Below are 26,589 nucleotides of genomic sequence, written 5' to 3' on the forward strand. Positions count from 1 at the left end.
CGCTGCCCGGAAGTAGCGGCGGGCTCCCCCGGGCGGATCGGGGTGGGCTGGGCTAGGGTGCCGGCTGTGACGGAATCGGCAGCTGGTGATCGGCGGCTTCGGGTCGACCTGCTGACCCGGGAGTACCCCCCGGAGGTGTACGGCGGGGCGGGGGTGCACGTCGAGTACCTCGCCCGGGAGCTGCGTTCCCGCGCCGACACCCGGGTGCACTGCTTCGGCGCGCCCCGCCAGCCCCCGTACGCCGAGCCGGGCGTCACCGCGTATCCGGAGCCGGCGGAGCTGGCGCACGCGAACGCCGCCCTGCGCACCATGGGGGTGGACCTGGCGATGGCGGCCGGTACGGTCGGCACCGACGTCGTGCACAGCCACACCTGGTACGCCAACCTCGCCGGACACGTCGCCAAGCTGCTGCACGGGGTGCCGCACGTGGTGACCGTGCACAGCCTGGAACCACTGCGGCCGTGGAAGGCCGAGCAGCTCGGCGGCGGGTACGTGCTCTCCTCGTGGTGCGAGCGGACCGCGCTGGAGGCCGCCGACGCGGTGATCGCGGTCTCCGCCGGGATGATGCGCGACCTGCTGGCCGCCTATCCGGCGGTCTCCCCGGACCGGGTGCGGGTGGTGCACAACGGCATCGACACCCACCAGTACGCCCCCGACTCCGGCACCGAGGTGCTGGACCGGCTCGGCATCGACCCGCGGCGGCCCAGCGTGACGTACGTCGGCCGGATCACCCGGCAGAAGGGCCTGCCGTACCTGCTCCGGGCGGCGCGCCGGCTGCCGGCGGAGGCCCAGCTCGTGCTGCTGGCCGGCGCCCCGGACACGGCGGAGATCGCCGCCGAGGTGGAGGAGCTGGTCACCGAGCTGCGGGGCAGCCGGGAGGGGGTGGTCTGGGTTGCCGAGATGCTGCCCAAGCCCGAGGTGATCCAGATCCTCAGTCACAGCACCGTCTTCGTCTGCCCGTCCGTCTACGAGCCGATGGGCATCGTCAACCTGGAGGCGATGGCCTGCGAGACCGCGGTGGTGGCGACCGCCACCGGCGGCATCCCCGAGGTGGTCGCGGACGGCTCCACCGGCCTGCTGGTGCCGATCGCCCAGGCCAGCGACGGCACCGGCACCCCGCTCGACCCGGAACGCTTCGTCGCCGACCTCGCCGACGCGATCACCGAACTGCTCGACGACCCGAAACGCGCCGTCGAGCTGGGCCGGGCCGGTCGCCGCCGGGCGGTCGAACACTTCTCCTGGGACGCCATCGCCGACCGGACCCTTGCGGTCTACCGGGAAGCCCTCGGCCGCTGACCACCGCCGGCCGGCGCGGGAATTGTCTGGCGGGCGGGCGTCGATCATTGCCAGTAGGTTGGGCAGGGTGAGTGGACGGATCCCGATCGAGGACGTGACGCCGTCCGTGGCTGGCGGTCGCTACCCGGCCAAGGCGGTGGTGGGGGAACTGGTCCCGGTGACCGCCCGGTCGTACCGGGAGGGACACACGGCGATGGGCTGCCAGGTCGCCTGGCGTGGCCCGGACGGTGTGCAGCGGCCGGTGGTCCGGATGCGCCCCGGACCGCATTTCGACGACCGCTGGCACGCCACCATCCGCCCCGATGCGGTGGGCGAGTGGAGCTTCACCGTGCAGGCGTTCGACGATCCCTACCTGACCTGGCGGAACGCCGTCGTCAAGAAGATCGACGCCGGGCAGGGCGCGGACGACCTCGCCAACGACCTGGCCGAGGGCGCCGACCTGCTGGACCGGGCCGCCGACGGCGTACCGGAGGCGGACCGGGACCGGGTCCTCGGTGCCGCCACGGCACTGCGGGACGGCGAACGGCCGCTGCCCGAGCGGGTCTCCCCGGCGCTGGAGCTGGCGGACCTGCTCTGGACGCATCCGGTCCGGACGCTGCTGACCGCCGCACCGGCCCAGCCCGTCTGGGTGGACCGGCAGCGGGCGCTCTTCTCGGCCTGGTACGAGTTCTTCCCGCGCTCCGAGGGTGCGGTGCTGGCCGCCGACGGCCGGCCCGCCCGGTCCGGCACCTTCCGCACCGCGGCCGAGCGGCTGCCCGGGGTCGCCGCGATGGGCTTCGACGTGCTCTACCTGCCGCCGATCCACCCGATCGGCCGGGTCAACCGGAAGGGCCGCAACGCCGCCCTGGTCGCCGGACCCGACGACGTCGGCTCGCCGTGGGCGATCGGCGCGGCCGAGGGCGGGCACGACGCCATCCACCCGGACCTGGGCACGCTCGACGACTTCCGGGCGTTCGTCGCCGCCGCCGGGGAGGTCGGTCTGGAGGTGGCGATGGACCTCGCGCTCCAGGCCGCACCGGACCACCCGTGGGTGACCGCGCATCCGGAGTGGTTCACCACCCGGGCGGACGGGTCGATCGCGTACGCCGAGAACCCGCCGAAGAAATACGAGGACATCTATCCGATCAACTTCGACAACGACCCGGAGGGGCTCCGGGCCGAGGTGCTGCGGGTGGTGCTGCACTGGGTGGAGCAGGGCGTCCGGATCTTCCGGGTGGACAACCCGCACACCAAGCCGTTCGACTTCTGGCACTGGCTGATCTGGGAGGTCAAGCGGCACGACCCGGACGTGCTCTTCCTGGCCGAGGCGTTCACCCGACCGGCGGTGATGCACGGGCTCGGCAAGATCGGCTTCACCCAGTCCTACACCTACTTCGCCTGGCGGACCAGCCCGGCGGAGCTGCGGGAGTACTGCACCGAGCTGGTGGCGGCGGCCGACCACATGCGGCCGAACTTCTGGCCCAACACCCCGGACATCCTGCCGGAACACCTCCAGCACTGCGGGCCGCCGATGTTCAAGATCCGGGCGGTACTGGCCAGCCTGCTCTCGCCCTCCTGGGGGATCTACGCCGGCTACGAACTCTTCGAGCACCTGGCCCGACCGGGCGCCGAGGAGTACCTCGACAACGAGAAGTTCGAGCTGCGCCCCCGGGACTGGGCAGCGGCCGAGGCGGAGGGGCGCTCGCTGGCCCCGTTCCTGGCCCGGCTCAACGCCATCCGGCGGGCGAACCCGGCGCTGCACTGGCTGCGCAACCTGGTCTTCCACGAGATCGACAACCCGGCGCTGCTCTGCTGGTCGAAACGGGACGAGCAGACCGGCAACACGGTACTGGTGGTCTGCTCGGTCGATCCCGGGCAGGTGCAGTGGGGCAACACCGTGCTGGAGATGCCGGCGCTCGGCTTCGACTGGCACGAGCGGTTCACCGTGCACGACGAGCTGACCGGCGCCCGCTACGACTGGGGGCAGCACAACGCCGTCCGGCTCGACCCGTTCCTCGTCCCCGCACACGTCTTCACGGTGCACCGGCAGGACGACCCGCCGGGAGACGCCTCCGAAGCCGGGACCGGGGGCGGGGCCGGAGCCGACCGCACCGGGGCCCCCGTCGGAGGGGAGGGGCTGGGATGGACGAGCTGATCGCCGGTACGGCACACGACCCGCACGCCCTGCTCGGTGCCCATCCGGACGGCGACAGCACGGTGATCCGTACGCTGCGCCGGGGCGCCGGCACCGTCGAGCTGCTGGTCGGCGGGGAACGGCAGCCGATGCGCCGGGTGCACGACGAGGGGGTCTTCGAGGCGAGGGTCCCCGGCACGGTGCTCGACTACCGGGTGGTGGTGGACGGCGGCGAACCGCGCGACGACCCGTACCGCTTCCCGCCGTCGGTCGGGGAGCTGGACCTGCACCTGATCGCCGAGGGCCGGCACGAGCGGCTCTGGACGGCGCTCGGCGCCCGGTCGGGCGACGGCGGCGGGGTGTCGTTCGCGGTCTGGGCGCCGAACGCCCAGGGCGTCCGGGTGGTCGGTGACTTCACCGGCTGGGGCGCGCACGAGGGCTGGCCGATGCGGTCACTGGGCAGCAGCGGGGTCTGGGAGATCTTCGTACCGGAGGCGGCACCCGGGCAGCGGTACAAATACCGGATCCTCGCCCGGGACGGGCAGTGGCGGGACAAGGCGGATCCGCTGGCCCGGCGTACCGAGGTGCCACCCGCCACCGCCTCGGTGGTCGACGACGGGTCCGGCTACGAGTGGTCCGACGCCGACTGGCTGGCCGGGCGGGCCCGGCGGCAACCGCACCAGGAGCCGATCAGCGTCTACGAGGTGCACCTCGGCTCGTGGCGGCCGGGTCTGTCCTATCGGGAGCTTGCCGACCAGCTCACCGCGTACGTGCTCGACCTGGGCTTCACGCACGTGGAGTTCCTGCCGGTGATGGAGCATCCGTTCGGCGGATCCTGGGGCTACCAGGTGACCGGCTACTACGCCCCGACCGCTCGCTTCGGCGACCCCGACGACTTCCGGCACCTGGTGGACCGGCTGCACGCCGCCGGCATCGGGGTGCTGCTGGACTGGGTGCCGGCACACTTCCCCCGCGACGACTGGGCGCTGGCCCGGTTCGACGGCACCCCGCTCTACGAACACCCCGACCCACGTCGTGGCGAGCATCCGGACTGGGGCACGTACGTCTTCGACTACGGCCGGCCCGAGGTCCGCAACTTCCTGGTGGCGAACGCCCTCTACTGGTGCGAAGAGTTCCATGTGGACGGTCTGCGGGTGGACGCCGTCGCCTCGATGCTCTATCTGGACTATTCCCGATCCGACGGTGAGTGGCTGCCGAACGCGCACGGCGGTCGGGAGAACCTGGAGGCGATCGCACTGCTCCAGGAGGTCAACGCGACCGTCTACCGGCATCATCCGGGTGTGCTGATGGTGGCCGAGGAGTCGACGGCCTGGCCGGGGGTGACCCGGTCGACCGACTCGGGCGGGCTCGGTTTCGGCTTCAAGTGGAACATGGGCTGGATGCACGACACCCTGAGCTATCTCGGCAGGGACCCGATCTACCGGCAGCACCACCACAACGAGCTGACCTTCTCCCTGGTGTACGCCTGGAGCGAGAACTACCTGCTGCCGATCAGCCACGACGAGGTGGTGCACGGCAAGGGGTCGCTGCTCGGCAAGATGCCCGGCGACCAGTGGCGCAAACTGGCCGGGGTACGCGCACTGCTGGCGTACATGTGGGCGCACCCGGGCAAGCAACTGCTCTTCATGGGCTGTGAACTCGGCGACGACCGGGAGTGGAGCGAGACCCGGGGGCTGGACTGGCAGCTGACCGACGATCCGGGCCGGGCCGGCGTGCAGCGGCTGCTCCGGGACCTGAACCGCGGTTACCGGGACAACCCGGCGCTCTGGTCCCAGGACACCGTGCCGGCCGGCTTCCGGTGGATCGTCTCGGACGACGCGGCCAACAACACGCTGGCCTTCGTCCGGATCGCCGCCGACGGCTCCCCGCTGGTCTGCGTGGCGAACTTCGCCGCGCTGCCGCGCGAGGGCTATCGGATCGGGCTGCCACTGGCCGGGCGGTGGTCCGAGATCCTGAACACCGACGCGGACTGCTACGGCGGCTCCGGGGTCGGCAACCTGGGCGCGGTCACCGCCGACGACCAGCCGTGGCACGGCCTGCCCGCCTCGGTGGCGCTGCGGGTGCCGCCGCTCGGCGTCCTCTGGCTCCGTCCGGGCTGAGCACCGGCCGGGAGGCGCTAGCCGGGAGCCCCGGCGCCGAGGCGGCGTCCGGTGGTGAGCAGCGCCAGCAGGGTCAGCGCGGCGAGGGCGGCGGCGGCCAGGAAGACTCCGCTCGTCGAGGTGGCCGCCTCGACCGGCCCGAAGAGCAGTGGCGAGCCGAACTGGCTGCCGAAGGTGGCCGTACCGAGCAGCGCGGTCGCCTGCCCGCGTCGACCGGCCGGGGCGTGTTCGGCGGCCAGCACCGTCAGGGCCGGCACGGCCAGTCCCATGCCGAAGCCGAAGACGGCGGGTCCGAGCAGCAGCGGGATCAGTGAGGTACCGAGCGCGAGGAGTACCAGCGCCACGGTCCAGGCGCCGAAGGCGAGCAGCAGCAGTGCCGACCAGCCGAGTCGGGCCCGAACCCGGGCGAACCGCAGCCCGGTCAGGCTCATCACCAGGGAGAGCAGTGCGCCGAAGAGCGCGACCTGGAAGCTGTCCCGGACACCGACCTCGGCGAGGCGTGGCGGCAGGAACACGAGTACCCCGTAGAGCAGCGCGGTGGCGACGGCCTGGAGCGCGTAGATCCCGAGCAGGCGCGGACGTCCTCGCAGCAGCGGCTCGGGCCGGGCCGGGCGGGCGTGGCCGGGGCCGCCCGGCGCCTCCTCCTCCGCACCACCGGTCGACTCCGAGCGGGACGCGGCGGTGCCCGGCGCCGGCCGCCGAGCGTCCGTTGTGGAGAGCACGCGGAGGGTGACCAGACCGAGCGGTACACCGACCAGGTAGACCGCGAACGGCGCGTGCCAGGAGATGGTGCCCAGGGCGCCGCCGAGCAGGGGCCAGAGCACCCCGCCGAGGCTGATCGCGGCGCTTCGCCAGCCCATCACCCGGTCCCGGGCCGCCGATCCCGCCGCGAGGTCGAGCAGGCCGAGGGTGGTGCCGGTGAAGACGGCGGCGGCGCCGATCCCGAAGACCAGGCGGCTGGCGACCAGCGCCAGGTAGTCGTCGAGCAGCAGGCCGGCGCCGCCGGCCACCCCGTAGAGGACGAGTCCGGCGGCGAGCGGTCCGGGCACGCCCCACCGGTCGACCGCCCGGCCGACCAGGGGGCCGACGAGGGCCAGCGAGAGCCCGTGCGCGGTCAGCACCAGTCCGGCCGCACCGGCACTGACCCCGAGGTCCGCGCGGAGCAGTTCGACCACCGGTGCCAGCACCGCTCCGGCCAGCACGGTGAGGGTGGAGGCGAGCAGGAGAATCCAGAGTGGACCCCTCGGCGGGCCTGGTGACCGGTCGGCGCGACCACGCGCGACCCGGTGCCGGGCGGCCGTTCCGGCGGGTTCCGGGCTGGCGTGTTCCGGGGTGGCGGTCATCTGCACAGGATCGGATCTCGAGCTTGGTTGAGGTCAACCCTGCCCGGACGGCCACCGGGTCACCACCGCCCCGGTCGGCACGACGGCACCGCTGTCGGAGTCGGCCCTCCGAAACGTTAGATAGACGTGTGACAATGTCCATCGGTGGCCGGGCGGGCGGAGTCGACGTCCCGACCGGCGGCCGGCGCCTCCCGCGTACCGCGTACCGCGTACGTGCGAGGGCTCCCCGGCCGCCGCGACCCGCAACCGACCGCCACCGAGGCAGGCACCGCCACCCGCACCGTCCATCCACTCAGGAGGTACGCCATGCCGCGACCGATCCGCCGGTCGGCGGTCGTACTCGCCGCCGCCCTGCTCACCCTCACCGCCCTTGCCGGCCCCGCCCGGGCCGGCACCGACACCGACCTCGCCCCGCAAGGGTTCGCCGCCGACAGCGGCGACAGTTGCCGGTACGGTCTCGCCGAAGGAACCCTGGAATTCCTTCCGGTCACCGCACCTCCCGGACTCGGCTCGGTGACCGTCACCGGCACCATCGCCGACCGCCCCTACGAGCGCGATCCCGGCCCAATCTGCCGGGACGACGGCCTCTTCAGCTTCGTCACCTTCTACGCCTACGGCAACGGCCGCCTCATCGCCGAGGGCACCACGAAGGTGGACAACGACATCACGAAGTACAACTTCCAGCTCGGCCCCCGGGAGCCCGGCACCGGCGTCGACACCCTCGTCGTCCAGGTCTGCCGGGCCTCGACGACGAACGCACCCACGCCGCTGCCGACGCCGGTCGGCTACTGCGGAACACCCCAGGTCTACTCGTTGCACTGGAGCTGACCGGCCGGACGCCGCGGATCCCGCCGGACCGCGTCACGGTCGATCGACGACCGCCCGTCCCGGGGGCGACGTCCCAGCCGGACGACGCCCCCGGGACGACCGCCGGGTACACCGGAGCCGGCCACCGGACGGGGACGACTCCTGACCGATCGCGCGGGTCGGTTTCGGCGGAAACTCCGGTAGGTTCTCGCCATGACCGTGCTGCAAGATCTTGTTGCCGCGCTCGCCACCGGCCGGGTCGAGGTCGTGGACCTCACCGCCCCGCTCTCGGCGCAGACGCCGATCCTCACCCTCCCCGAACCGTTCGGCCAGACCGTCCCGTTCGCGCTGAGCGAGATCAGCCGCTACGACGAGCGCGGCCCCGCCTGGTACTGGAACAACTTCACCACCGGCGAGCACACCGGCACGCACTTCGACGCGCCGGTGCACTGGGTCAGCGGCCAGCACGGCGACGACGTCTCGCAGGTGCCGCCGAGCCGGCTGATCGCCCCGGCGGTGGTGCTCGACCACACCGCCGAGGCCGCCGCCGACCCCGACTTCCTGCTGGAGGTGGAACACATCCGGGCCTGGGAGGCGGAGCACGGTCCGCTGCCGGCCGGCGGCTGGCTGCTCTACCGGACCGGCTGGGACGCGTACGGCGACGACGCGGCACGGTACGCCAACGCCGGCCGTACCCCGGGAATCTCCCCCGCCTGCGCCAGGTGGCTCGCCGAGGAGTCCCCGGTGCAGGGTGTCGGGGTCGAGACGGTCGGGACCGACGCCGGGGGCGCGCACTCGTTCGACCCGCCGTTCCCCTGCCACTCGTTCCTGCTCGGCGCGGACAAGTACGGTCTCACCCAGCTCCGCAACCTGGCGCAGCTTCCGCCGACCGGTGCGGTGCTGGTCGCCGGGCCGCTGCCGATCGTGCAGGGCTCCGGCAGCCCGTGCCGGGTACTCGCCCTGGTCGAGCGGTAGCGGGCAACGGGGCGGATGCGGGCGACGGGACAGGGGGGTGACGGGCGTGCGGGTCGCCGAGGTGGTCGGTCGGGTGCTCGCCGCGCACGGGGTACGGCACGTCTTCGGAGTGGTCGGCAGCGGAAACTTCCACGTCACCAACGCGCTGGTCGCCGGTGGGGCCCGGTTCGTCGCCGCCGCGCACGAGGGCGGCGCGGCGAGCATGGCGGACGGCTACGCGCGTACCTCGGGCGAGGTCGGGGTGCTCTCGGTGCACCAGGGGCCGGGGGTGACCAACGCGCTGACCGGGATCGTCGAGGCGGCCAAGAGCCGGACCCCGATGCTGGTGCTGGCTCCGGAGGCGACCGAGCCACGGTCCAACTTCTTCATCGACCTGCCACGGACGGCGGCGGCGCTCGGCGCCGACTATCGACCGGTACGCCGGGAGCACGTCGTGCCGGACGTCGACGCCGCATACCGGCGGGCGGCCTCGGGCGCGACGGTGGTGCTCGGGCTGCCGCTCGACGTGCAGGCCGCCGAGACGGCACCGTGGAGCGGCCCACCCACCCCCTGGCCGGCGCCGGCTGTCCCGGTGCCGGCCCAGCCGGTACCCGACGTCGAGCCGCTGGTCCGGGCCCTGACCGCCGCCCGGCGGCCGGTCTTCGTCGCCGGCCGGGGCGCCCGGGGTGCCCGCGAGCCGCTGATCCGGCTGGCCGACGAGTGCGGCGCGCTGCTCGCGGTCTCGGCCGCCGCCAAGGGACTCTTCGTCGGCGATCCGTGGTATCTGGACGTCTCGGGCGGCTTCGCCACCCCGCTCGCCGCCGAACTGATCGCCGGGGCGGACCTGGTGGTCGCCTGGGGCAGCACGCTGAACATGTGGACGACCCGGCACGGCCGGCTGATCTCCCCGTCGGCGACCGTGGTCCAGGTCGACGAGCTGCCGGTCGGTGCCGCCTCGCACCCCCGGATCGACCGGCAGGTCAGCGGCGACGTGGCCCGGGTCGCCCGTCACGCGCTGCGCCGGCTGGAGCGGGAACCGGCCGTCGACCGGTCGGCCGGCACCCAACGCACTCCGGAGCTGCGTCGGCGGATCGCCGCCGAGGGGCGCTGGCGGGACGTGTCCTATCTGGACGAGAGCGTCGACGGCCACGTCGACCCGCGTACCCTGACCATCGCCCTGGACGACCTGCTGCCGGCCGAGCGGACCGTGGTGGTCGACTCGGGCAACTTCATGGGCTACCCGTCGATGTTCCTCTCCGTGCCGGACGTGCTCGGGTTCTGCTTCACCCAGGCGTTCCAGTCCGTCGGGTTGGGACTGGCCAGCGCGCTCGGCGCCGCCGTGGCCCGGCCGGACCGGCTCACCGTGGCGGCGCTCGGCGACGGCGGGTTCGCGATGTCGGCGGCCGAACTCGTCACCGCGACCCGGCTCGGCCTGCCCCTGCTGGTGGTGGTCTACGACGACGCGGCGTACGGCGCCGAGGTGCACCACTTCGGCCCGGACGGTCACCCGCTGGACCTGGTCCGGTTCCCCGACACCGACCTCGCCTCGATCGCCCGAGGGTACGGCTGCGCCGCGGCGACGGTGCGCGGGATCGACGACCTCGCCCCGGTACGGGACTGGCTGGCCGGCCCCCGCGACCGGCCGCTGGTGGTCGACGCGAAGATCACCAGCGAGCGCGGCGCGTGGTGGCTGGAGGAGGCCTTCCGCGGCCACTGACCCGGGCGACCGCCACGCACCCCCGGTCACGGGTCACCGCCGGCCGGTCAGGCGCCCGGGTCCGGGATGGTGACGGTGCCGTCGAGATAGCGGCGGTAACGGCCGCGCAGGCGTACCCGGTCGGCGTCCACGGCGCAGTGCACCGTGCCGCCCCGGGCGGAGAGCTGCCGGGCGGTCAACGTCGCCCGGCCGAGCCGCTCCGCCCAGTACGGCGCGATCTGGCTGTGTGCGGAGCCGGTCACCGGGTCCTCGAAGGCACCCGCCCCGGCGCCGAACCACCGGCTGACGAAGTCGACGCCGTCGCTGTCGCCGGGGGCGGTGACGATCGCGCCGCGTACCGGCAGCCGGGCCAGGCTGGTGAAGTCCGCCGTGACCGCCCGGACCTCGGCGGCGCTGCGGAGCACGTAGACCAGGTCGGTCTCCCGGAACCGCTGCTCCGGTTCGACGCCGAGCGCTGCCACGGCGGCGGCGCAGACCTCGTCGCCGTCCGGTACGGCCCGCAGCCGTCCGGCCGGGAAGTCCAGCTCCAGTTCGCCCTCCCGGTCGGACCGCCGCACCGGGAGCCAGCCGCTGCGGGTCCAGAACAGCAGGCGCGACGCGTCCGGGTGCACGTCGTCGAAGAGTTGCCCGGCGGTGGCCAGGGTCGCGTGCCCGCAGAGGTCCACCTCGACCGTCGGGGTGAACCAGCGCAGGTGGTAGGCGGGGTCGTCACCGGGTGCGGGGTCGGCGTCGGCCGGCAACTCGGCGGTGTAGAAGGCGGTCTCGGAGAGGTTGTTCTCCTCGGCGAGGGCTTGCAGGACCGGGTCCGGCAGCCAGCCGGGCAGGGGCATCACGGCCGCCGGGTTCCCTTGGAACACCCGGTCGGCGAAGGCGTCGAGCTGGATCAGGCGGAGCCGCATCACCCCTGTCTACCACTGGGCCGGGTCGGCGGTTCCGGTGGCCGGACCGACGCCGGAGTCAGGCCGGTAGGGTCGTCCGGACCGATCCGCAGATTTACGTTAGACTTGAGTTATATAAGTGAGCGCTGAAAGGATGGCGGCGTGCACGCGTTCGACGTTCTCGGCGATCCCGTCCGGCGGCGGATCCTGGAACTGCTCGCCGACGGCGAGCGGTCGGCGGGCGAGATCAGCGCGGTCGTCCAGGAGGAGTTCGGGATCTCCCAACCGGGTGTCTCGCAACACCTGCGGGTACTCCGGGAAAACGGGTTCACCACCGTACGCGCCGCCGGCACCCGGCGGCTCTACGCGGTGGACCCCGCCCCGCTCCAGGAGATCGACCGGTGGCTGGAACGCTACCGGGGCTTCTGGACCCAGCGGCTGGACGCCCTCGGCACCGAGATCGCCCGAGGCAGGCGCGAACGCCGCCGGGCGGAGGAGTCACCCCGGGAGAGCTGAGACGCGGCCGGCTCAGACCAGGTTCGCCTCCCGCAGCAGGCGCCACAGTCCCGCACCGTCCGGCGCGCAGAACCACCGCTCGCCGAGCAGGCCGGCCGCCGGGGTACCACCGTCGGCGCCGCCGGCCGGGGCCGGGAACCCGCCGGCCAGCACCGCCTGGGTCGGGGAGAGCCGCCGGATCAGCACCCCGGCCACGTTGTCCGGGTGCTCGGCGGCGAACTCGGCGTAGATCTCCTGGTCGTGCTGCCCGTCGTCGCCGATCAGCAGCCACCGGATCTCCGGGAACTCCCGGACCAGCCGGGTCAGGGTGGCCCGCTTGTGCTCCCGCCCGCTGCGGAACCAGCGGTCCGCCGTCGGACCCCAGTTGGTCAACAGCAGCGGGCCGGCCGGATAGAGGTGCCGGGAGAGGAACCGGGTCAGCGTCGGCGCCACGTTCCAGGCACCGGTGGAGAGGTAGAGCACCGGGGCGCCGGGGTGCGCGTTGACCAGTCGCTCGTAGAGCACCGCCATACCGGGTACCGCCATCCGGGCGTGCTCGTCGAGCACGAAGGTGTTCCAGGCGGCCAGCAGCGGCCGGGGCAGCGCGGTCACCATCACCGTGTCGTCGATGTCGGAGAGGACCCCGATCCGCAGCGCCGGGTCGACGATCCGGACCGGCGCGTCGACCGGCTCGGCGCCGGGGCTGGTCAGCCGCACGCTCTGCCAGCCGGGCGCGAGGTCGGCCTCGACGACGAGGTCGATGAAGCCGCTCCGGTCGGACCGGGCCTCGTGCCGGCGTCCACCGGCCTCGATCACCACCGGCGCGTTCTGCACCGGCAGGGTGGCGAAGCTACGCCACCCGCGCACCTTCTCCGGCCGGCGCTGAGGTCGGCCGCGTAACCGGGTCAGCAGGACCCGGCCCAGCACCCGGATCCAACCCGGGGCGCCGTAACCGGCGTACGGGATGATCGTGGCGTCCCAGCCGCCCTGTCCCAGGCGACGCTCGATGAACTGGTGCACCGCGTCCTCGATCCGGGCCGCACGGTGCAGCCGGGACACGGGCGCCGGACCGGCGGGTATCAGCGACACCTAGCCACCCTGCCACAGCGCAACCGGTCCGGCTACGAGACAGATCAACTAACCCGCCGGGAAGCTTCCGGACCGGCCTCGCGGGCCGGCCGGCGGACCGGGTGGATGTGGCGCGACCTGCGCCGATCCCGACCTCCGGCCCGGGGCGCCGTGCGAGACTTCGAGGCGGGACGGCGACGGGGGCGCGGGGGTGTCGGTGTCGGTGCCGCGCGCGGCGCGGCTGTGGCGAGCGCTCGACCGGCCGGGCGCGGTGGCGCTCGGCCTCGGCCTGCTCGGCCTGGGCTACCGGCTCGCGCTGATCCTGCTCACCGTGCCCGGCTCCAACAGTGACGAGGCCACCTTCGGGCTGGCCGCGCTGCACATCGCCGACGGCCGCGAACTGCCGGTCTTCCTCTACGGCCAGCACTACATGGGTACCGTGCAGAGCTATCTCGCCGCGCCGCTCTTCCTGCTCTTCGGCGCCGGCTGGATCCCGCTGCGGATCCCCCTGCTCTTCCTGTACGCCGCCTTCCTCTACCTGGCGTACCGGCTCACCCGGCGGCTCTACTCCCCCTGGCTGGCCACCTTCACCGTCGGGATACTCGCGCTCGGCGGCGAGCGGGTGATCCGGGACCAGATCACCGCCGTCGGCGGGCGACCGGAGGTGAAGCCCGCGGTGCTGGGCCTGCTGCTGATCGCGCTCGCCCTCGGCCGGCGACGGAACCGGGGACGTTTCTGGACCCTCGGGCTCTTCGGGCTCTTCGGTCTGGTCACCGGGCTCTGCGTCTGGGACGACTGGCTGGTCCTGCCCTACCTGGTGGTCGCGTTCGGCGTCCTGCTGGTCGGCTGCTGGCGGGACCTGCTCGGGCCGGCCGGTGCCGTACTGGTCGCCGGGTTCCTGCTCGGGGTCGCACCGCTGCTGGTGGACAACCTCACCGCGCCGGCCGGGCAGGACTCGATCTCCGTACTGCGACAGGTCAGCGAGGGCGAGGCGGAGGCGACCCCGGGTACCGCCCGGCTGCACGGCGCGCTGCTGGTCGGCATCCCGCTCGCCACCGGGCTCTGCCGACCGGAGGGCTGCGACGCCGTCGAGATGTCCTGGGGCGGGCTCTACCTGGCGCTGCTGCTCGCCGCCGGGGCACTGGCGGCGGTCGGACTCGTCCGGGCCGGCGCCCCGGCCCGGGTCGGCCACGCCACCCAACTCGCCCTGGTGCTCGGCGCCGCGCTCACCGTGGCGGCGTACGCCCGCAGCTCGCTCGCCGGCAGCGCACCGCTGGCCAGCGCCCGGTACCTGTCGATCCTGCAGATATCCCTGCCCGCCGTACTCTGGCCGCTCTGGCTCGTCGCCCGCTGGGCGGGGCGGCTCGCCGCCGGGCCGCTGACCCGGCTGGCCGGGATCGTCGGCACCGCCCTGCTCGCCCTGCTGGTCGTACTGCTGTTCGGCACCACCGGTCACCTGGTGGGCGAGATCGGCACGATCCGGGCCGAGGAGCGGCAGCAGCGGCAGCTCGCCCGCACCCTGGAAGGGGCCGGGGTCAGCGCGGTGTACGCCGAGTACTGGACCTGCAACCGGTTGGTGTTCGTCACCCGGGAACGGGTCGCCTGCGCGGTGCTCGGCGAGAACCTGCGGCCGGGGCAGGACCGCTATCCGGCGTACCCGAGGCGGGTCGGCGCCGCCGACCGGCCGGCCTTCGTCTTCGAGGCCGGCGCGCCCGCGGACGTCGCGTTCCAGGCCCACCTGCGCCGCTCGGGTGTGCCGGCCCGGGTCAGCCGGGTCGGGCAGCACACCGTCTACCTGCCGGAGTCGACCCTCCGTCCCCCGGGCTGACCGGCCGGGCCACTCCCGTATCCTGCGAAGCCGTGACTCAAGCGATGAACGAGCCTCCCGCCCTCCCCGACACGGTCTTCGTGCACCCATCGGCCGAGGTCGACGAGGGCGCGCGGATCGGCGACGGCACCAAGGTCTGGCATCTCGCCCACGTCCGCTCCACCGCACAGGTGGGCGCGAACTGTGTGATCGGCCGGAACGTCTACGTGGACGCGAACGTCGTGGTCGGCGACCTGGTCAAGATCCAGAACAACGTCTCCGTCTACCAGGGCGTGACGATCGAGGACGAGGTCTTCGTCGGCCCCTGCGCGGTGTTCACCAACGACCTGCGACCGCGGGCCCAGAACCCGGACTGGCAGATCACCCCGACCGTGGTCCGCAAGGGCGCCTCGATCGGCGCGAACGCCACCATCATCTGCGGGATCGAGATCGGCGAGTACGCGATGATCGCCGCCGGCTCGGTGGTGACCAGGGACGTCAAGCCGCACCAGCTGGTGGCCGGCAACCCGGCCCGTCCGCTCGGCTGGGTCGACGTCAAGGGCCAGGTCGTCTCCCGGGACCGGGAGAACCCGCCGCAGGATCTGTAGTCCTCCGGGCGTGATACCACCGAGTCATCGTGATGACCTGGTGGTATCACGCCCGCCGGGCATACCGGTGCGGTGGCGGCTCCGCCGACTAGCTCTCGTCGTCTGCCCAGGCCAGCGAGGTGGTCACGGGCAGCTTCGGGTGCCGGCGGGCGAGCTTCCAGCCGATGGTCACGCCGTCGACGCCGGAGACCACCACCCGACGGGTACGCCCGAGGTCGAGCTTCGGCACCGCCTGGCGCCGGGCGATCCGCCACAGCACCAGCGGGCGGACCACCTGGTAGCCCCGGTTGAACACCTTCTGGTGGAAGGCACCCGCCGCCCGGTTGTGCGCCCACTGCGCGACCGCCACGGTCAGCTCCGGCCGGAGCGCCGACATCCGCCGGGTGCGGCTCCGGGCCACCGAAAGGATCTTGCCCGGCGCCTTCCGGAGCAGCAACTGCTCGGCCCGGAGCAGCGGGCGGCGCTCCTCGTGCCCGGCCAGCGGATGGATCCGGACGCTGTGTCCCAGCCCCACCCGGTTCGCCGCGCCCGGGTCGGCGGTGATCAGGTCGACCTGCATGCCCCGGGCCACCACCGAGTGGGTGAAGGCCTTGCTCCGGCGTACGTTGCCGGCGCTGATCGCCACCACGACCACCCGGTCGGCGTCCCCGGGGACCGGCCCCGGGAGCTGCCCCGAGCGGGTCCCGCCGACCGCCGGCACCCCGGCACCGGCGGACTCCGCGAGCGGTGCAGCGGCTGAGAGCGGCTCCTGATCCAGGCCGTAGTGCCTGCGCAGCGCCGCCGCGACCGCCTGGCGGCCGTACCGGGCGAGCAGGGCGGTCCGGGCCGCCGCCGGGTTCAGCGTGCCGAGCCGTTCGCGCAGTTCCCGGTAGCTCTCGACGACCACCTTCGGATCGTTGGTCAGGTCGACCAGGAGGCCGGCGGCCGGCTCGACACCGCCGAGGACGTCCTCGGCACCCGGGCTGCGGGTGGCGAAGACCGGCAGCCCGGTGACGACGGCCGCCACGACCACCGCGCTGAAGGTCTCGTGCCGGCCCAGGTGCACCAGCAGGTCGTGCCCGTGCAGCAGTGCCGGGTACTCCTCGGCCGGCACGCCGGGCCGGAGCGTGACCCTGTCGGCGATGTCCAGGTCGCGGGCGCGCGCCCGGACCGTCCCGGCCATCGCCCCGGCGCCGACCACGGTGAGGGTCGCCTCCGGCTCCCCGCCCACGCTGCGGGCGAACCCGGACAGCAGGGCCCGGACGGCTCGCTCGTCCGGCAGCTCCCCGACGTGCAGCCAGCGGAGCAGGGTGCCCGGCGGGGTCGGCCGGAGCGGGAACCGGTCCGGGTCCACCGGGTAGGGCAGGACGTGCAGCTTCTCCGCGTACTGCGGGAACTGTGCGGCGACCAGGTCCCGCAGTTGCGGGTTGACGCAGAGCAGCGCCGCCGCCCGGCCGAGCATCTCGGCGTAGAGCTTCTTCGCGGCGGGCTGGGCGAGCAGCTCGGAGAGCCGCTCCGACTGCTCGGAGACCACCACCCGGGCATCCGGCCGGGCCAGCCGGACCGCCGGCAGCCCACCGGCCAGCCCGCCGTACGCGTGCACCAGCGGAGCCTCGACCCGCCCGCTGGGCAGCGCGGCCCGCAGCGCCCGCAGGTTCGCCTCGGCCTGTTCGGCGAAGGCCCGGGACTGGACCGGGTTCGGCACCGCTACCCGGGTCAGTTCACCCCGGGGCGTGTCCGTCACCACCGGAAGGCTCCACTTCGGACCGAACCGGTCGACCACCACGTCGATGTGCGGCGCGGTCGCCGACTGCGGCGGGTACGGCCACTCCTCGGTGTGCAGCACCGAGATCCGCTCGACCGACGGGTCGACCGCGCCCAGTGCCGACGGGACGAACTCCGAGTCGGGGTCCTCGGGCGAGGGGTACCAGGGGGTGACCACCGCGAGATCGGTGAGCGCGGTACGCCGCTCCGGCTCCTCGGCCGGCTCCAGCCGGACCGCCAGGTCGGGGCGGCGGCGCAGCGCGGCCCAGGCCACCGGCAGCGCCTGCGGGTCACCGACCACCAACAGGTCGGCGTCGCGCAGCGGACCGTTCCGGCCGAGCAGCAGCCGGCGGGCCGCCCGCAGCGCCGCGCGCGGCTCCGTCGAGCCGAGCCTGCACACGGTGACCCCGGCCGGCGGCTCCAGCTTCTTCCACTGTGGATGGTTCGGCACCACCAGCGTGACCCGGGCGCCGCGCTCGGCCAGCCGGTCGACGTGCCAGCGCGCGGCCCGGACCCGCTCGGTACCGAGCGCGACGTAGAGGACGTTCGAGTAGGCCATCGTCACCGGGCCCCTTCCGCGAGCCGGCGCAGCCGGGCCTCCCACGGCCCGAGCGTCGCCGCCCGGGTGTACGTCTCCGCGTGCCGGACCGCCGCCTCGTGCGTCGTGGCGTCGAGATCCCGGGCGGCCTTGGCGGCGGCGATCAGCGACTGGGCCACACTCTCGGCGTCCAGCCGCTTGCCGGCGAACCACAGTGGATAACCGGAGAGCACCTCGGTGGCGGCGATCTCGGGAATGTGCACCGAGACCACCGGCTTGCCGGTCGCCATGTACTCGAAGACCTTGCCGGAGGTCACGTACCTCGCACCCGGTACGCAGAAGACCAGCACGTCGGTCCGGCCGTACACCCCGGCGGCCTCGGTCTTGCCGAACGGGCCGCTGTACCGGACGCCGAGGTCCGACTCCTCCTCGATCCGCGCCTTCAGCGGGGCGATGTTGTGCGGGAAGAAGCCCAGGTGCCCGTGCACCTCAAGGGTGGCGGTGGCGAGCAGCGGATGCGCCTTCGCCAGCCGCCAACCGGCGAAGAGCACGTCCAGCGGCATGTGGTTGGTGACCGTACCCAGATAGCCGAAGCGCAGCGGCTGCTCCGGGTCCGGTGCCCGGAAGGTCGCCCGGCCGAGGATCTCCGGCTCCCAGCCGTTCGGCACCACCTTCATCCGGTCGGCGGCGAACGGATAGCGCTCGGCGTGCCACTGCCGCATGCCGTCGTTGACGAAGACGCTCTCCGCCGCGTGCCGCAGCACCCGCGCCTCCCAGCGCATCATCGTGCTGCCCTCGGGGAAGATCAGCTCCTCGGTGAACTGGTTGAAGGTCCAGGCGTCCCGGTAGTCGACGACGTACGGGATCCGGAGCATCCGGCCCAGCGCCCACGCCGCCACGAACGAGACGAACGGGTTACCGGTGGCCAGCACCAGGTCGTAGCGGCGCCGCAGGTGCCGCTTGAGCGCCGTGCGGAGCAGGCCGGGCAGCCAGCCGAGATAGTGCTCGGGAAAGATCTTCTGCTGCCCGGCCTGGTAGATCCGCTCGCTGACGTTCGGGAACATGCCCCGGAAGAAGCCGAACTTACGGACGTCGGTCTCCCAGTGGTGCACACCGAGCGTGACCCGCTCGACCCGCACCCGGGGATCGACGGTGGCCTCCAGCGTCTCGTCACTGGCCCCGCCGAGGTGCTCGGCGAAGAACTCCCGGGGCGCGGTGAAGACGGTCACGTCCCAACCGTCCTCCGCCAGCCGGTTGGCGGTGGCCCGGGCCCGGAAGACCCCGCTGGCCCGGCTCGGCGGGAAATAGAACGACAGATAGAGGACCCGGGGAGGCCGAGAACGTCCCCGGGCGGACGGCGTGGCGATGGCGAGTCACTCCTGTCGGATAGCGGCGGGGACGCCGGGGACGGATACCGGTCTCAGCCGCCGATGACGATCCGGCGTACGTTCGGCCAGCGGGCCGGGTCGGTCACCCGGCGGCCGTCGACGACCACCCGTACGCCGGGCAGGTCGGTCTCGGCCAGGGTGCGGTACTCGGCGTGGTCGGCCTGCACCACCACGGCCTCGATCCGCTCGCCCTGGTAGGCCGGCAGCCCGAGCGCGGTCAGCTCCTCGGCGGTGTACATCGGGTCCGAGACGTACGGCCGGGCGCCCCGGGCCCGCAGCGCCTCGACGGTCGGGAAGACCCCGGAGAACGCCGTCTCCTTGACCCCGCCCCGGTACGCCGCACCGAGCACCAGCACCTCGACGTCGGTCAGGTCGCCCCAGGCGGCGGCGAGCAGCTCGACGGCGTAGTCCGGCATCCCGGCGTTGGCCTCGCGGGCCGCCCGCACGACGGTCGCGGAGGGGTCGTTCCAGAGGTACATCCGGGGGTAGACCGGGATGCAGTGCCCGCCGACCGCGATGCCCGGCGAGTGGATGTGGCTGTACGGCTGGGTGTTGCACGCCTCGATGACCTTGATCACGTCGACCCCGACGGTGTCGGCGAACCGGGCGAACTGGTTCGCCAGCCCGATGTTGACGTCCCGGTACGTCGTCTCGGCGAGCTTGGCCAGCTCGGACGCCTCGGCCGAGCCGAGGTCCCAGACACCGTTCGGCCGGGACAGGTCGGGGCGCTCGTCGAAGTCGAGTACCGCCTCGTAGAACTCGACGCCCCGCTTGGCAGACGCCTCGTCCACCCCGCCGACCAGTTTCGGGTAGCGGCGCAGGTCGGCGAAGACCCGGCCGGTCAGCACCCGCTCCGGGCTGAAGACCAGGGTGAAGTCGGTGCCGACCTTGAGCCCCGAGCCCTGCTCCAGCATCGGCGCCCAGCGGTTGCGGGTGGTGCCGACCGGCAGGGTGGTCTCGTAGCTGACCAGGGTGCCCGGCTTGAGCCCGGCCGCGATCGCCCGGGTGGCGTCGTCCATCCAGCCGAAGTCCGGCGTCCCCTCGGCGTCGACGAAGAGCGGCACCACCACGACCACGGCCTCGGACTCGGCGACCGCCGACGCGGTGTCGGTGGTCGCGGAGAGCCGACCGGCCGCCACCGCCTCCTTGAGCTTGACGTCCAGGTCGGCCTCGCCGGGGAACGGCACCGCGCCGTCGTTGACGAGCTTCACGACCCGCTCGGAGACGTCGGCGCCGATCACCGTGTGCCCCTTGTCGGCGAACTGCACGGCCAGCGGCAGGCCGATCTTCCCCAGAGCGACAACGCAGATTTTCATGCCTTCTACTTTCCTCCCTTGGGCAACCTGCGCCGTAGCTGGGCCATGACCCGGCGGGGCGTGACAGGTGCTATTGCGATCACAAGTTGCCCACGGTGACTCGTGGTGGGCGTGATGACGAAGAACCGGACCCCACGACGGAAGATCATGCGGGGTGCGGTGGGCCGGGTCGGCATCCGCAGCGCGCTGGACCCGGTGGTGCCGAAGGCGGTCAACTGGGACCGGACCGTGCACAGCGTGCCGCCGACCCCGACCCCGGCAAGCAACTGGTCCACCCGGAACCGGGCCCTCACCGTGGTGCCGTCGGCGTCCCGGCTCGTCTCCAGGGTGCTGCCGACCACGTCACCGGCGGCCAGCCCGATCGGACCGGAGGTGAGGCTGGCCAGGTTGCGCCGCGGCGTGTGCGCGGTGACCGTCAGGCCCCGGCTGCCGTCCGGAGCGGTGTCCCAGGCCAGGTCGACCGCGTCCATCCGGGCGAGCCAGTCGGCCGCGGTGTCCGAGACGTCGAACCAGCGGTCCGGCATCTCCAGCCGGGCGTCCCGGAAACCCGGATAACCGGCGTACCAACGGTCGCCGTCGACGATCGTCGGGGGTACGCCCTCCTCGGCGTCCTGCCGGATCACCGCGAGCAGGTCGTCGACGGTGCCGCGCTGGGCGGTGGAGATCCGCAACCGCGCCTCGATCTCCAGCCGGTCCCGGATGTCGTCGGTCAGATAGCGGTCGGCCAGCGTTCGGATGCCGGCCACCAGCCGCTCCTGCACCGCCCGGTCGAGCCGGAGGAAGTCGTCCTCCAGCAGCCGGGCGACCTCCCAGGCGAAGTGCCGGATCAGCACCGCGTCCCGCTGCTTGCCCGGCTCGATCAACCCGGCGACGAACTCCACCAACTGCTCGGCGCAGCGCAGCCGCTCCTCGTGCCGGGACCGGTAGGTGATGTTGTGCGCGTTGAGCCGGCGTACGGCGTGGTAGAAGCGGTAGTCGGCGAGTACCGAGATCCGCTTCGCCCGGTAGCAGGCCTCCAGGGTGAACGGCTGGTCACTGCCGACCGGCATGTCCTCCGGATAGCGCAGCCCGTGCCGCTCGACCAGCTCCCGCCGGAAAAGCTTGGTGTTCGACAGCGCCCAGGGCAGCGCCGAGTCGAAGAGGTCGAGATCGGTCTCGTTGCGGGCGAAGACCGCCTGGTGGATGTTGCGGCTGTTGACCCCGACCGTCTTGCCGAGCACCACGTCCGAGCCGTACTCGTCGGCGGCGGCCACCAGCCGCTCCAGCGCCTCGTCCCCGAGGTAGTCGTCGGCGCCGATGAAGAAGACGTAGCGACCGGTGGCCAGTTCCAGGCCCCGGTTGCTCGGCGCGGCCGGGCCACCCGAGTTCGCCTGGTGGACCACCTTGACCGTCTCCGGATAGAGCTTGGCGAAGCGGTCGAGTTCCCGGCCGCTGCCGTCGGTGGAGCCGTCGTCCACCGCGACGATCTCCATCCGGTCCCGGCCGATGCTCTGCCGAACCAGCGAGTTCAGGCACTTCGTGAGGTAGGGCATGGTGTTGTAGACCGCCACCACCACGCTGACGTCGGGGGTACCCATCAGACCACCGCCGTCCTCACGCCGGCAGTCCGACGGCCGGCCGGGAGCCGCCGCCCGGGGCACCGGCCAGCGGGCCGGGGACCGGCGAGCCGACCCCGGCGCGGGCCGAACCGGGCAGCAGCCGGGTGTAGACCTCGTCGAGGATTCCGGCCTGCGCCTCCCAGGTCCAGCTCTCCAGCAGCCCCGGCCGGTCGTACGCTGCCCGGTAGCGCGCCGGGTCGGCCAGCACCGCCCGGACGGCGCGGACGTAGTCGGCCACGTCCTCGGCCCGGAACACCTCGCCCTGGCCGGTCGACCGGACCGTCTCGGCCATCGTCTTCACGTCGCTGACGACGATCGGCAGCCGGGCGTGCGAGTACTCGAAGAACTTGGTGATCAGCGCGATCTCGTGGTTGGGCCAGTGGTGGATCGGGATCACCCCGACGTCGGCACCGGAGAGGAACGGCACCACCTGCCAGTGCGCCACGTACGGCAGCACGTGCACCCGGTCGGACACCCCGAGCCGGGTGGCCCGGCGCAGTACCTCCTGCATCTGCGGGCCGGCCGGCTTGTTGACCACCAGCGCCACGTGCACCCCGGGCAGCTCCGGCAGCGCCGCCACGGTGATGTCGATGCCGCGCTGGCTGCTCGCCGCGCCGCTGTAGACCAGCAGTGGCACCTGCGGCCCGACCCCGCAGAGCCGGCGGATCTCCGGCGGCGGCTCGTCGACCCCGGTCGGCCGGTCACCGACGGCCGGCGCGTTGAACACCACGGCCGGACGCTCGGTCAGGCCGTGCTGCCCGCGCAGCAGGTCGCCCAGCGCCTCGGAGACGGTGACCACGGCGTCGGCGTAACGGGCGTACTCCCGCTCGTGACCGACGTTCGCGGGCAGCCAGCGGGCGTTGTCCCGCCACGGCTTGAGCCCGGGCAGGAACTCGTGGGCGTCCCAGACCAGTTTGATCGTCCGGCCGGCGGCCTGTGCCCTGATCTTGGCTCGGGCGGCCACCCCGAGCATCCGGAAGTCGTTGGCGTGGATCAGGTCCGGCGCCAGTTCGTCGACGACCGGCCCGTACGCCAGCTCCCAGTCCCAGAGCCCCGGTTCGAGCCGGCGCCACGCCCCGTCGCCGCGCATCCGCTGCCAGAACCAGGTGTAGGTGCGGTCCCACGGGTTGCGGAACCTGCGCCCGTTCTGGGCCCGGGTGAGCTGCCAGTAGCGGAAGGAGACCCAGCGGCGGCGCGCCTGGGCCGCGAGCAGCCGCAGCCGGAGCAGCCGCTGCCCGAGCGGGTCGGGCCGGCCGGACCGGGCGGCCAGGGTGAGCTGCGCCGCCCGGAACCGCAGGTCGGCCTGGCGGGCCTTGGCGGCCTGCGCCCGCCACGGCGCGATGCCGTTCGGCGGATAGGCGAGCGGCCAGCGCAGCCAGGCGCGCCGGTAGTCGTGGCGGCGCCGGGCCAGCGGATCCGGCATCGGCAGCAGCCGGACCTCGGCGTCGCCGAGCCGCCAGCTCTGCGGCTGCCCGTGCGGGGACCGGCCGAGCAGGATCACCTCCCAGCCGGCGGCGGCGGCCGAACGGGCCGCCTTCTGCACCCGGGAGTCACCGTTCACCCCGTTGTCGACCAGCATCACCACGCGCCCACGCGCGCTCCGCGCCTCGGCGGCGCCGTCGAACTCCATGACTGTGTCTTCGCTGCCCTTCCGGTCGGGGCTTTCCAGAGGACTCCGGCGAGTGTACGGCAATCCCGGCCGTGGTTGCCGATCGTGACCGTCGACCCGTATCGATCATCGTCGGCGCCGCGACGGCAACCGGCCGGAGGGGTGATCCCGCAGGTGGCGCCGGTGCGGGCCGCTCGGGTCAGCCGGTGGTTTCGAGCGTGCGTTGCGTACCGGTAGTGACGAGGTGACCCGGAACATCCGGTTGCACGGTGAGCGGAGGACCGGGCAGCAGCCGCCGGTAGACCCCCTCCAGCACCCGGGCCTGCGCCTCCCAGGTCCAGCTCTCCAGCAGCCCCGGACGGTCGTAGGCGGCCCGGTAGCGCGCCGGGTCCGCCAGCACCGCCCGGACCGCCCGGATGTAGTCCTGCACGTCCTGGGCCCGGAACACCTCACCCTGCCCGGTGGAGCGGACGGTCGCGGCCATCGTCCGCACGTCGCTGACCACCATCGGCAACCGGGCCTGCGAGTACTCGAAGAACTTGTTGCTGAGCGCGATCTCGTGGTTGGTCAGGTGCACCAGCGGGCTCACCGCGGCGTTGGCGGTGGAGAGGAACTCGGAGACCTGCCAGTGCGGGACGTACGGCAGCAGGTGCACCCGGTCGGCCACGCCGAGCTTGGCGGCCCGGTCCAGCAGCTTGTCGATCGACGCGGTCGAGCGCTTCCCCGGCGGCACCGAGACGAGCGCGACGTGCACGTCGGTCAGCGTCGGCAGGGCGTCGATCATGACGTCGACGCCGCGCACCGGTGCGATCCCGCCGGAGTACGCCAGCAGCGGCGTCTCCGGGCCCAGCCCGCATCGGGTGCGGATGTCCGTGACCGGCTCGTCCGCCCCGGACTCGGTCGACCGGTCCCGCACCGTCACGTCCGGCGCGTTCATCACCACGGTCGGCATTTCGGCCAGCCCGTGCGACTCCCTCAGCAGCTCGGCGAGCCCCTCGGAGACGGTCAGCACCTCGTCGGCGAAGGGCGCGTACTCGCGCTCGTGCGCGACGTGCGCCTTCAGCCAGCGGCCCCGCTTGGTCGCCGAGCTGAGCCCCGGCAGGAACTCGTGGGCGTCCCAGACGAGTTTCACGTCCCGGCCGGCGGCCCTGGCCCGGACCGTCGCCCGGGCACCCACCCCGACCATCCGGTAGTCGTGCGCGTGGATCAGGTCGGGGGCCAGCTCGTCGATCACCGGACCGAAGGCCAGCTCGTAGTCCCAGAGCCCGGGCTCCAGCCGCCGCCAGCTTCGGTCACCCTGCACGGCGGGCCAGAACCAGGTGTAGAAGCGGTCGATCGGGCCCTCGAGCCTGCGCCGGGCCCGCTGGGCGCTGGTGAGCTGCCAGTAACGGAACGAGACCCACTTCTTCAGCACCGCCGCCGCCCGCTCCTCCAGGCGCAGCCGCCGGGCGCCACCGGGTGGCACCGGCCCGCCGGTGCGCTTCGCGATGGCGAGCTGCGCGGCCCGGACCCGCAGGTCGGCCTGCCAGGCCCGGACCCACTGCGCGCGGTGCTCGGCGATCCCGCTCGGCGGGTACGCCAGCGGCCCGCGCCGGAAGACCCGGCGGAACTCGTGCCGCTTCTTCGCCAGCGGCTGCGGGAACGGCACCAGCCGAACCTCGGCCTGGCCGAGCTGCCAGGTCTGCGACTGGCCGGTCGGCGAGCAGCCGAGCAGGATGACGTCCCAGCCGGCCTCGGCGGCCGAGCGGGCGACCTTCTGCACCCGGGAGTCACCGGTGACCCCGTTGTCGACCAGCATGACAATCCGCCGACGGGAGTCGGAGATCCCGGCCGCGCCGTCAACCACCATCTTTGGCCTTCCCGCCTTCCCAAGGTGCCCGAGGACGCGACGAGTGTACGGCAACCGGTGAAGATTCCATCGGCTCGGCCGAATTCGCCGGTATCACCGGTGCCACTAGTATTCGCGCGATGAGGATGCCGGCCCAACCGGAACTGCCGACCCAGGACGCCTCCGTGACGGAGACCGGCGCATCCGCCCCGACGCCCCCCGCCGACGCCCCGGTGACCGCTGGCGTCGCAGCGGGCGGCGGCCGGCCGGTTCGGCAGTACGGGCTGGACGCGCTCCGGGTGCTCGCCGTCTGCGGGGTGGTCGCGGTCCACGTGATCGGGCTGGTACTCGGCCACGACGACCTGCGGCACACCCTGGCCTGGTGGACCGCCGCCGCCATCGACCTCGGAGCGACCTGGACCGTCCCCGTCTTCGTGATGATCAGCGGTGCGCTCACCCTGGCGCCCCGGGCACACGCCGCCGGACCGGTCGCGTTCTACCGCAAGCGGTTCGTCCGGATCGTCCCCGCCCTGGTCGTCTGGCACCTGGTCTACCTGGTCGGGGTACGGATGCTCTGGCGCGGCGAGGAGCTGACCCTGACCCTGCTGGCCCGCAACCTGATGGACGCCAGGGTCTTCACCGCGCTCTACTTCCTCTGGCTGATCGCCGGGCTCTACCTGGTCGCCCCGGTGCTGGCGGCGTTCCTCAAGGACGGCGGGCGGCGCCGGGCGATGATCCTCGCCGGGGTGGCCCTGGCCTTCACCCTGGTCACCTTCGCCGTCTCCGGGATGGCCACCATGATCGGCGCCCCCCGCCCGATCCACCTCGGTGCGCTGACCATGTGGTGGCCGTACGTCGGATACTTCCTGGCCGGCTGGGCGCTGCACCGGGTGGTACTCGGCCGGCGCGGCCTGCTGCTGGCCGGGGTGCTCGCGGTGCTGCTGATGGCCGAGGCGGTCTGGCAGTGGGGCGTCTCGCCGGAACACCGCTGGCTCCAGACGCTCCTCCCGGTCGGCTACCTCGGCGGCACGGTGGCGGTCGCGGCGATCTGCCTCTTCCTGCTCGCCGTCGGGATCGGTGCCCGGGTCACCCCGTCGGAGCGGTCCGGCCGGCTCCTCGTCCGGCTCTCCGACGCCTCCTTCGGGGTGTTCCTGGTCCACCTGCTGGTGCTGGAGCTGCTCCGGCAGACCGTGCCCGAGGTGGCCGAGGGGCGCTCGCTGCCGCTGATGCTCGGCGCGTACCTGGTGATCCTGGTCGTCTCGTTCGCGGCCTCGCTCGGCGCCGCCCGGGTACCGTACCTGCGCGCCATCGTTTGACCGGTTTCGCCCCACCTCTGCCGGGTCGTTCGGTTCTGTCCGGGGTG

The 26,589-nt window shown here is 73.2% G+C and carries 19 protein-coding genes; 10 read left to right on the forward strand and 9 right to left on the reverse strand.

Annotated elements, in window-relative coordinates; translation table 11 throughout:
- Positions 1 to 66 precede the first annotated feature (66 nt).
- The 3 genes from glgA to glgB all read left to right on the forward strand — a co-directional run bounded on the left by glgA (position 67) and on the right by glgB (position 5,529).
- Positions 67 to 1,296 carry a glycogen synthase gene (gene glgA / locus V1634_RS33005; protein ID WP_331211540.1) on the forward strand — a complete coding sequence of 410 codons (1,230 nt, stop codon included), beginning with the start codon at positions 67 to 69 and terminating at the stop codon, positions 1,294 to 1,296.
- 67 nt (positions 1,297 to 1,363) lie between these two features.
- Positions 1,364 to 3,430 (forward strand): alpha-1,4-glucan--maltose-1-phosphate maltosyltransferase, encoded by a 2,067-nt coding sequence (locus tag V1634_RS33010; protein ID WP_331211541.1) that lies wholly within the window; start codon positions 1,364 to 1,366, stop codon positions 3,428 to 3,430.
- Entirely contained in the window at positions 3,418 to 5,529 is a 2,112-nt protein-coding gene (glgB, locus tag V1634_RS33015; RefSeq protein ID WP_331211542.1) for a 1,4-alpha-glucan branching protein GlgB, read from the forward strand. Before V1634_RS33010 ends, glgB begins: the two co-directional genes overlap by 13 nt.
- Positions 5,530 to 5,546: 17 nt before the next feature.
- Here the strand turns inward: glgB and V1634_RS33020 are convergent, their stop codons facing one another.
- Positions 5,547 to 6,872 (reverse strand): MFS transporter, encoded by a 1,326-nt coding sequence (locus V1634_RS33020; protein ID WP_331211543.1) that lies wholly within the window; start codon positions 6,870 to 6,872, stop codon positions 5,547 to 5,549.
- Positions 6,873 to 7,178: 306 nt separating this feature from the next.
- On the opposite strand from V1634_RS33020, the gene V1634_RS33025 reads away from it, so the two are divergent.
- From V1634_RS33025 to V1634_RS33035, 3 genes are all read left to right on the forward strand, one after another.
- On the forward strand, positions 7,179 to 7,700 hold the full coding sequence (locus V1634_RS33025) for a hypothetical protein (RefSeq protein ID WP_331211544.1): 522 nt from the start codon (positions 7,179 to 7,181) through the stop codon (positions 7,698 to 7,700).
- Between the two features lie 192 nt (positions 7,701 to 7,892).
- The gene (locus tag V1634_RS33030) at positions 7,893 to 8,654 is read left to right on the forward strand and encodes a cyclase family protein (RefSeq protein ID WP_331211545.1); all 762 of its coding nucleotides are present in this window, start codon (positions 7,893 to 7,895) and stop codon (positions 8,652 to 8,654) included.
- A gap of 37 nt (positions 8,655 to 8,691) precedes the next feature.
- On the forward strand, positions 8,692 to 10,350 hold the full coding sequence (locus V1634_RS33035) for a thiamine pyrophosphate-binding protein (RefSeq protein WP_331211546.1): 1,659 nt from the start codon (positions 8,692 to 8,694) through the stop codon (positions 10,348 to 10,350).
- A 47-nt stretch (positions 10,351 to 10,397) separates the two neighbouring features.
- On the opposite strand, the gene V1634_RS33040 is transcribed toward V1634_RS33035, so the two are convergent.
- Positions 10,398 to 11,249: a PhzF family phenazine biosynthesis protein gene (locus V1634_RS33040; protein ID WP_331211547.1), complete on the reverse strand. Its 852-nt coding sequence runs from the start codon at positions 11,247 to 11,249 to the stop codon at positions 10,398 to 10,400.
- A 141-nt stretch (positions 11,250 to 11,390) separates the two neighbouring features.
- Here V1634_RS33040 and V1634_RS33045 point away from each other — a divergent pair, with 141 nt between their 5' ends.
- The gene (locus tag V1634_RS33045; RefSeq protein WP_331211548.1) at positions 11,391 to 11,744 is read left to right on the forward strand and encodes an ArsR/SmtB family transcription factor; all 354 of its coding nucleotides are present in this window, start codon (positions 11,391 to 11,393) and stop codon (positions 11,742 to 11,744) included.
- 12 nt (positions 11,745 to 11,756) lie between these two features.
- Here V1634_RS33045 and V1634_RS33050 read toward each other — a convergent pair whose 3' ends face one another.
- Positions 11,757 to 12,812 carry an App1 family protein gene (locus V1634_RS33050; RefSeq protein ID WP_331211549.1) on the reverse strand — a complete coding sequence of 352 codons (1,056 nt, stop codon included), beginning with the start codon at positions 12,810 to 12,812 and terminating at the stop codon, positions 11,757 to 11,759.
- A gap of 202 nt (positions 12,813 to 13,014) precedes the next feature.
- On the opposite strand from V1634_RS33050, the gene V1634_RS33055 reads away from it, so the two are divergent.
- Both V1634_RS33055 and V1634_RS33060 read left to right on the forward strand, forming a co-directional pair.
- Positions 13,015 to 14,619 (forward strand): hypothetical protein, encoded by a 1,605-nt coding sequence (locus tag V1634_RS33055; protein WP_331211550.1) that lies wholly within the window; start codon positions 13,015 to 13,017, stop codon positions 14,617 to 14,619.
- 44 nt (positions 14,620 to 14,663) lie between these two features.
- Positions 14,664 to 15,206 (forward strand): acyltransferase, encoded by a 543-nt coding sequence (locus V1634_RS33060; RefSeq protein ID WP_331211576.1) that lies wholly within the window; start codon positions 14,664 to 14,666, stop codon positions 15,204 to 15,206.
- Positions 15,207 to 15,294: 88 nt separating this feature from the next.
- Here V1634_RS33060 and V1634_RS33065 read toward each other — a convergent pair whose 3' ends face one another.
- The 6 genes from V1634_RS33065 to V1634_RS33090 form a co-directional block, all read right to left on the reverse strand.
- Positions 15,295 to 17,508: a glycosyltransferase gene (locus V1634_RS33065; protein WP_331211577.1), complete on the reverse strand. Its 2,214-nt coding sequence runs from the start codon at positions 17,506 to 17,508 to the stop codon at positions 15,295 to 15,297.
- A gap of 2 nt (positions 17,509 to 17,510) precedes the next feature.
- Positions 17,511 to 18,854, reverse strand: coding sequence for a glycosyltransferase (locus V1634_RS33070; RefSeq protein ID WP_331211578.1), 1,344 nt, complete (start codon positions 18,852 to 18,854; stop codon positions 17,511 to 17,513).
- A gap of 53 nt (positions 18,855 to 18,907) precedes the next feature.
- Positions 18,908 to 20,191, reverse strand: a complete 1,284-nt coding sequence (locus V1634_RS33075) for a nucleotide sugar dehydrogenase (RefSeq protein WP_331211551.1) — start codon at positions 20,189 to 20,191, stop codon at positions 18,908 to 18,910.
- 5 nt (positions 20,192 to 20,196) lie between these two features.
- Positions 20,197 to 21,768: a glycosyltransferase family 2 protein gene (locus V1634_RS33080; RefSeq protein WP_331211552.1), complete on the reverse strand. Its 1,572-nt coding sequence runs from the start codon at positions 21,766 to 21,768 to the stop codon at positions 20,197 to 20,199.
- A 16-nt stretch (positions 21,769 to 21,784) separates the two neighbouring features.
- Positions 21,785 to 23,419 carry a glycosyltransferase family 4 protein gene (locus tag V1634_RS33085; RefSeq protein WP_407951895.1) on the reverse strand — a complete coding sequence of 545 codons (1,635 nt, stop codon included), beginning with the start codon at positions 23,417 to 23,419 and terminating at the stop codon, positions 21,785 to 21,787.
- Between the two features lie 178 nt (positions 23,420 to 23,597).
- Positions 23,598 to 25,247 carry a glycosyltransferase family 4 protein gene (locus V1634_RS33090; RefSeq protein ID WP_331211553.1) on the reverse strand — a complete coding sequence of 550 codons (1,650 nt, stop codon included), beginning with the start codon at positions 25,245 to 25,247 and terminating at the stop codon, positions 23,598 to 23,600.
- A 119-nt stretch (positions 25,248 to 25,366) separates the two neighbouring features.
- Here V1634_RS33090 and V1634_RS33095 point away from each other — a divergent pair, with 119 nt between their 5' ends.
- A complete protein-coding gene (locus V1634_RS33095; protein ID WP_331211554.1) occupies positions 25,367 to 26,542 on the forward strand; it encodes an acyltransferase in 1,176 nt (391 codons plus the stop codon).
- The last annotated feature ends 47 nt before the right edge of the window (positions 26,543 to 26,589 follow it).

The sequence above is a fragment of the Plantactinospora veratri genome (genome assembly GCF_036421995.1).
Classification (GTDB): domain Bacteria; phylum Actinomycetota; class Actinomycetes; order Mycobacteriales; family Micromonosporaceae; genus Plantactinospora; species Plantactinospora veratri.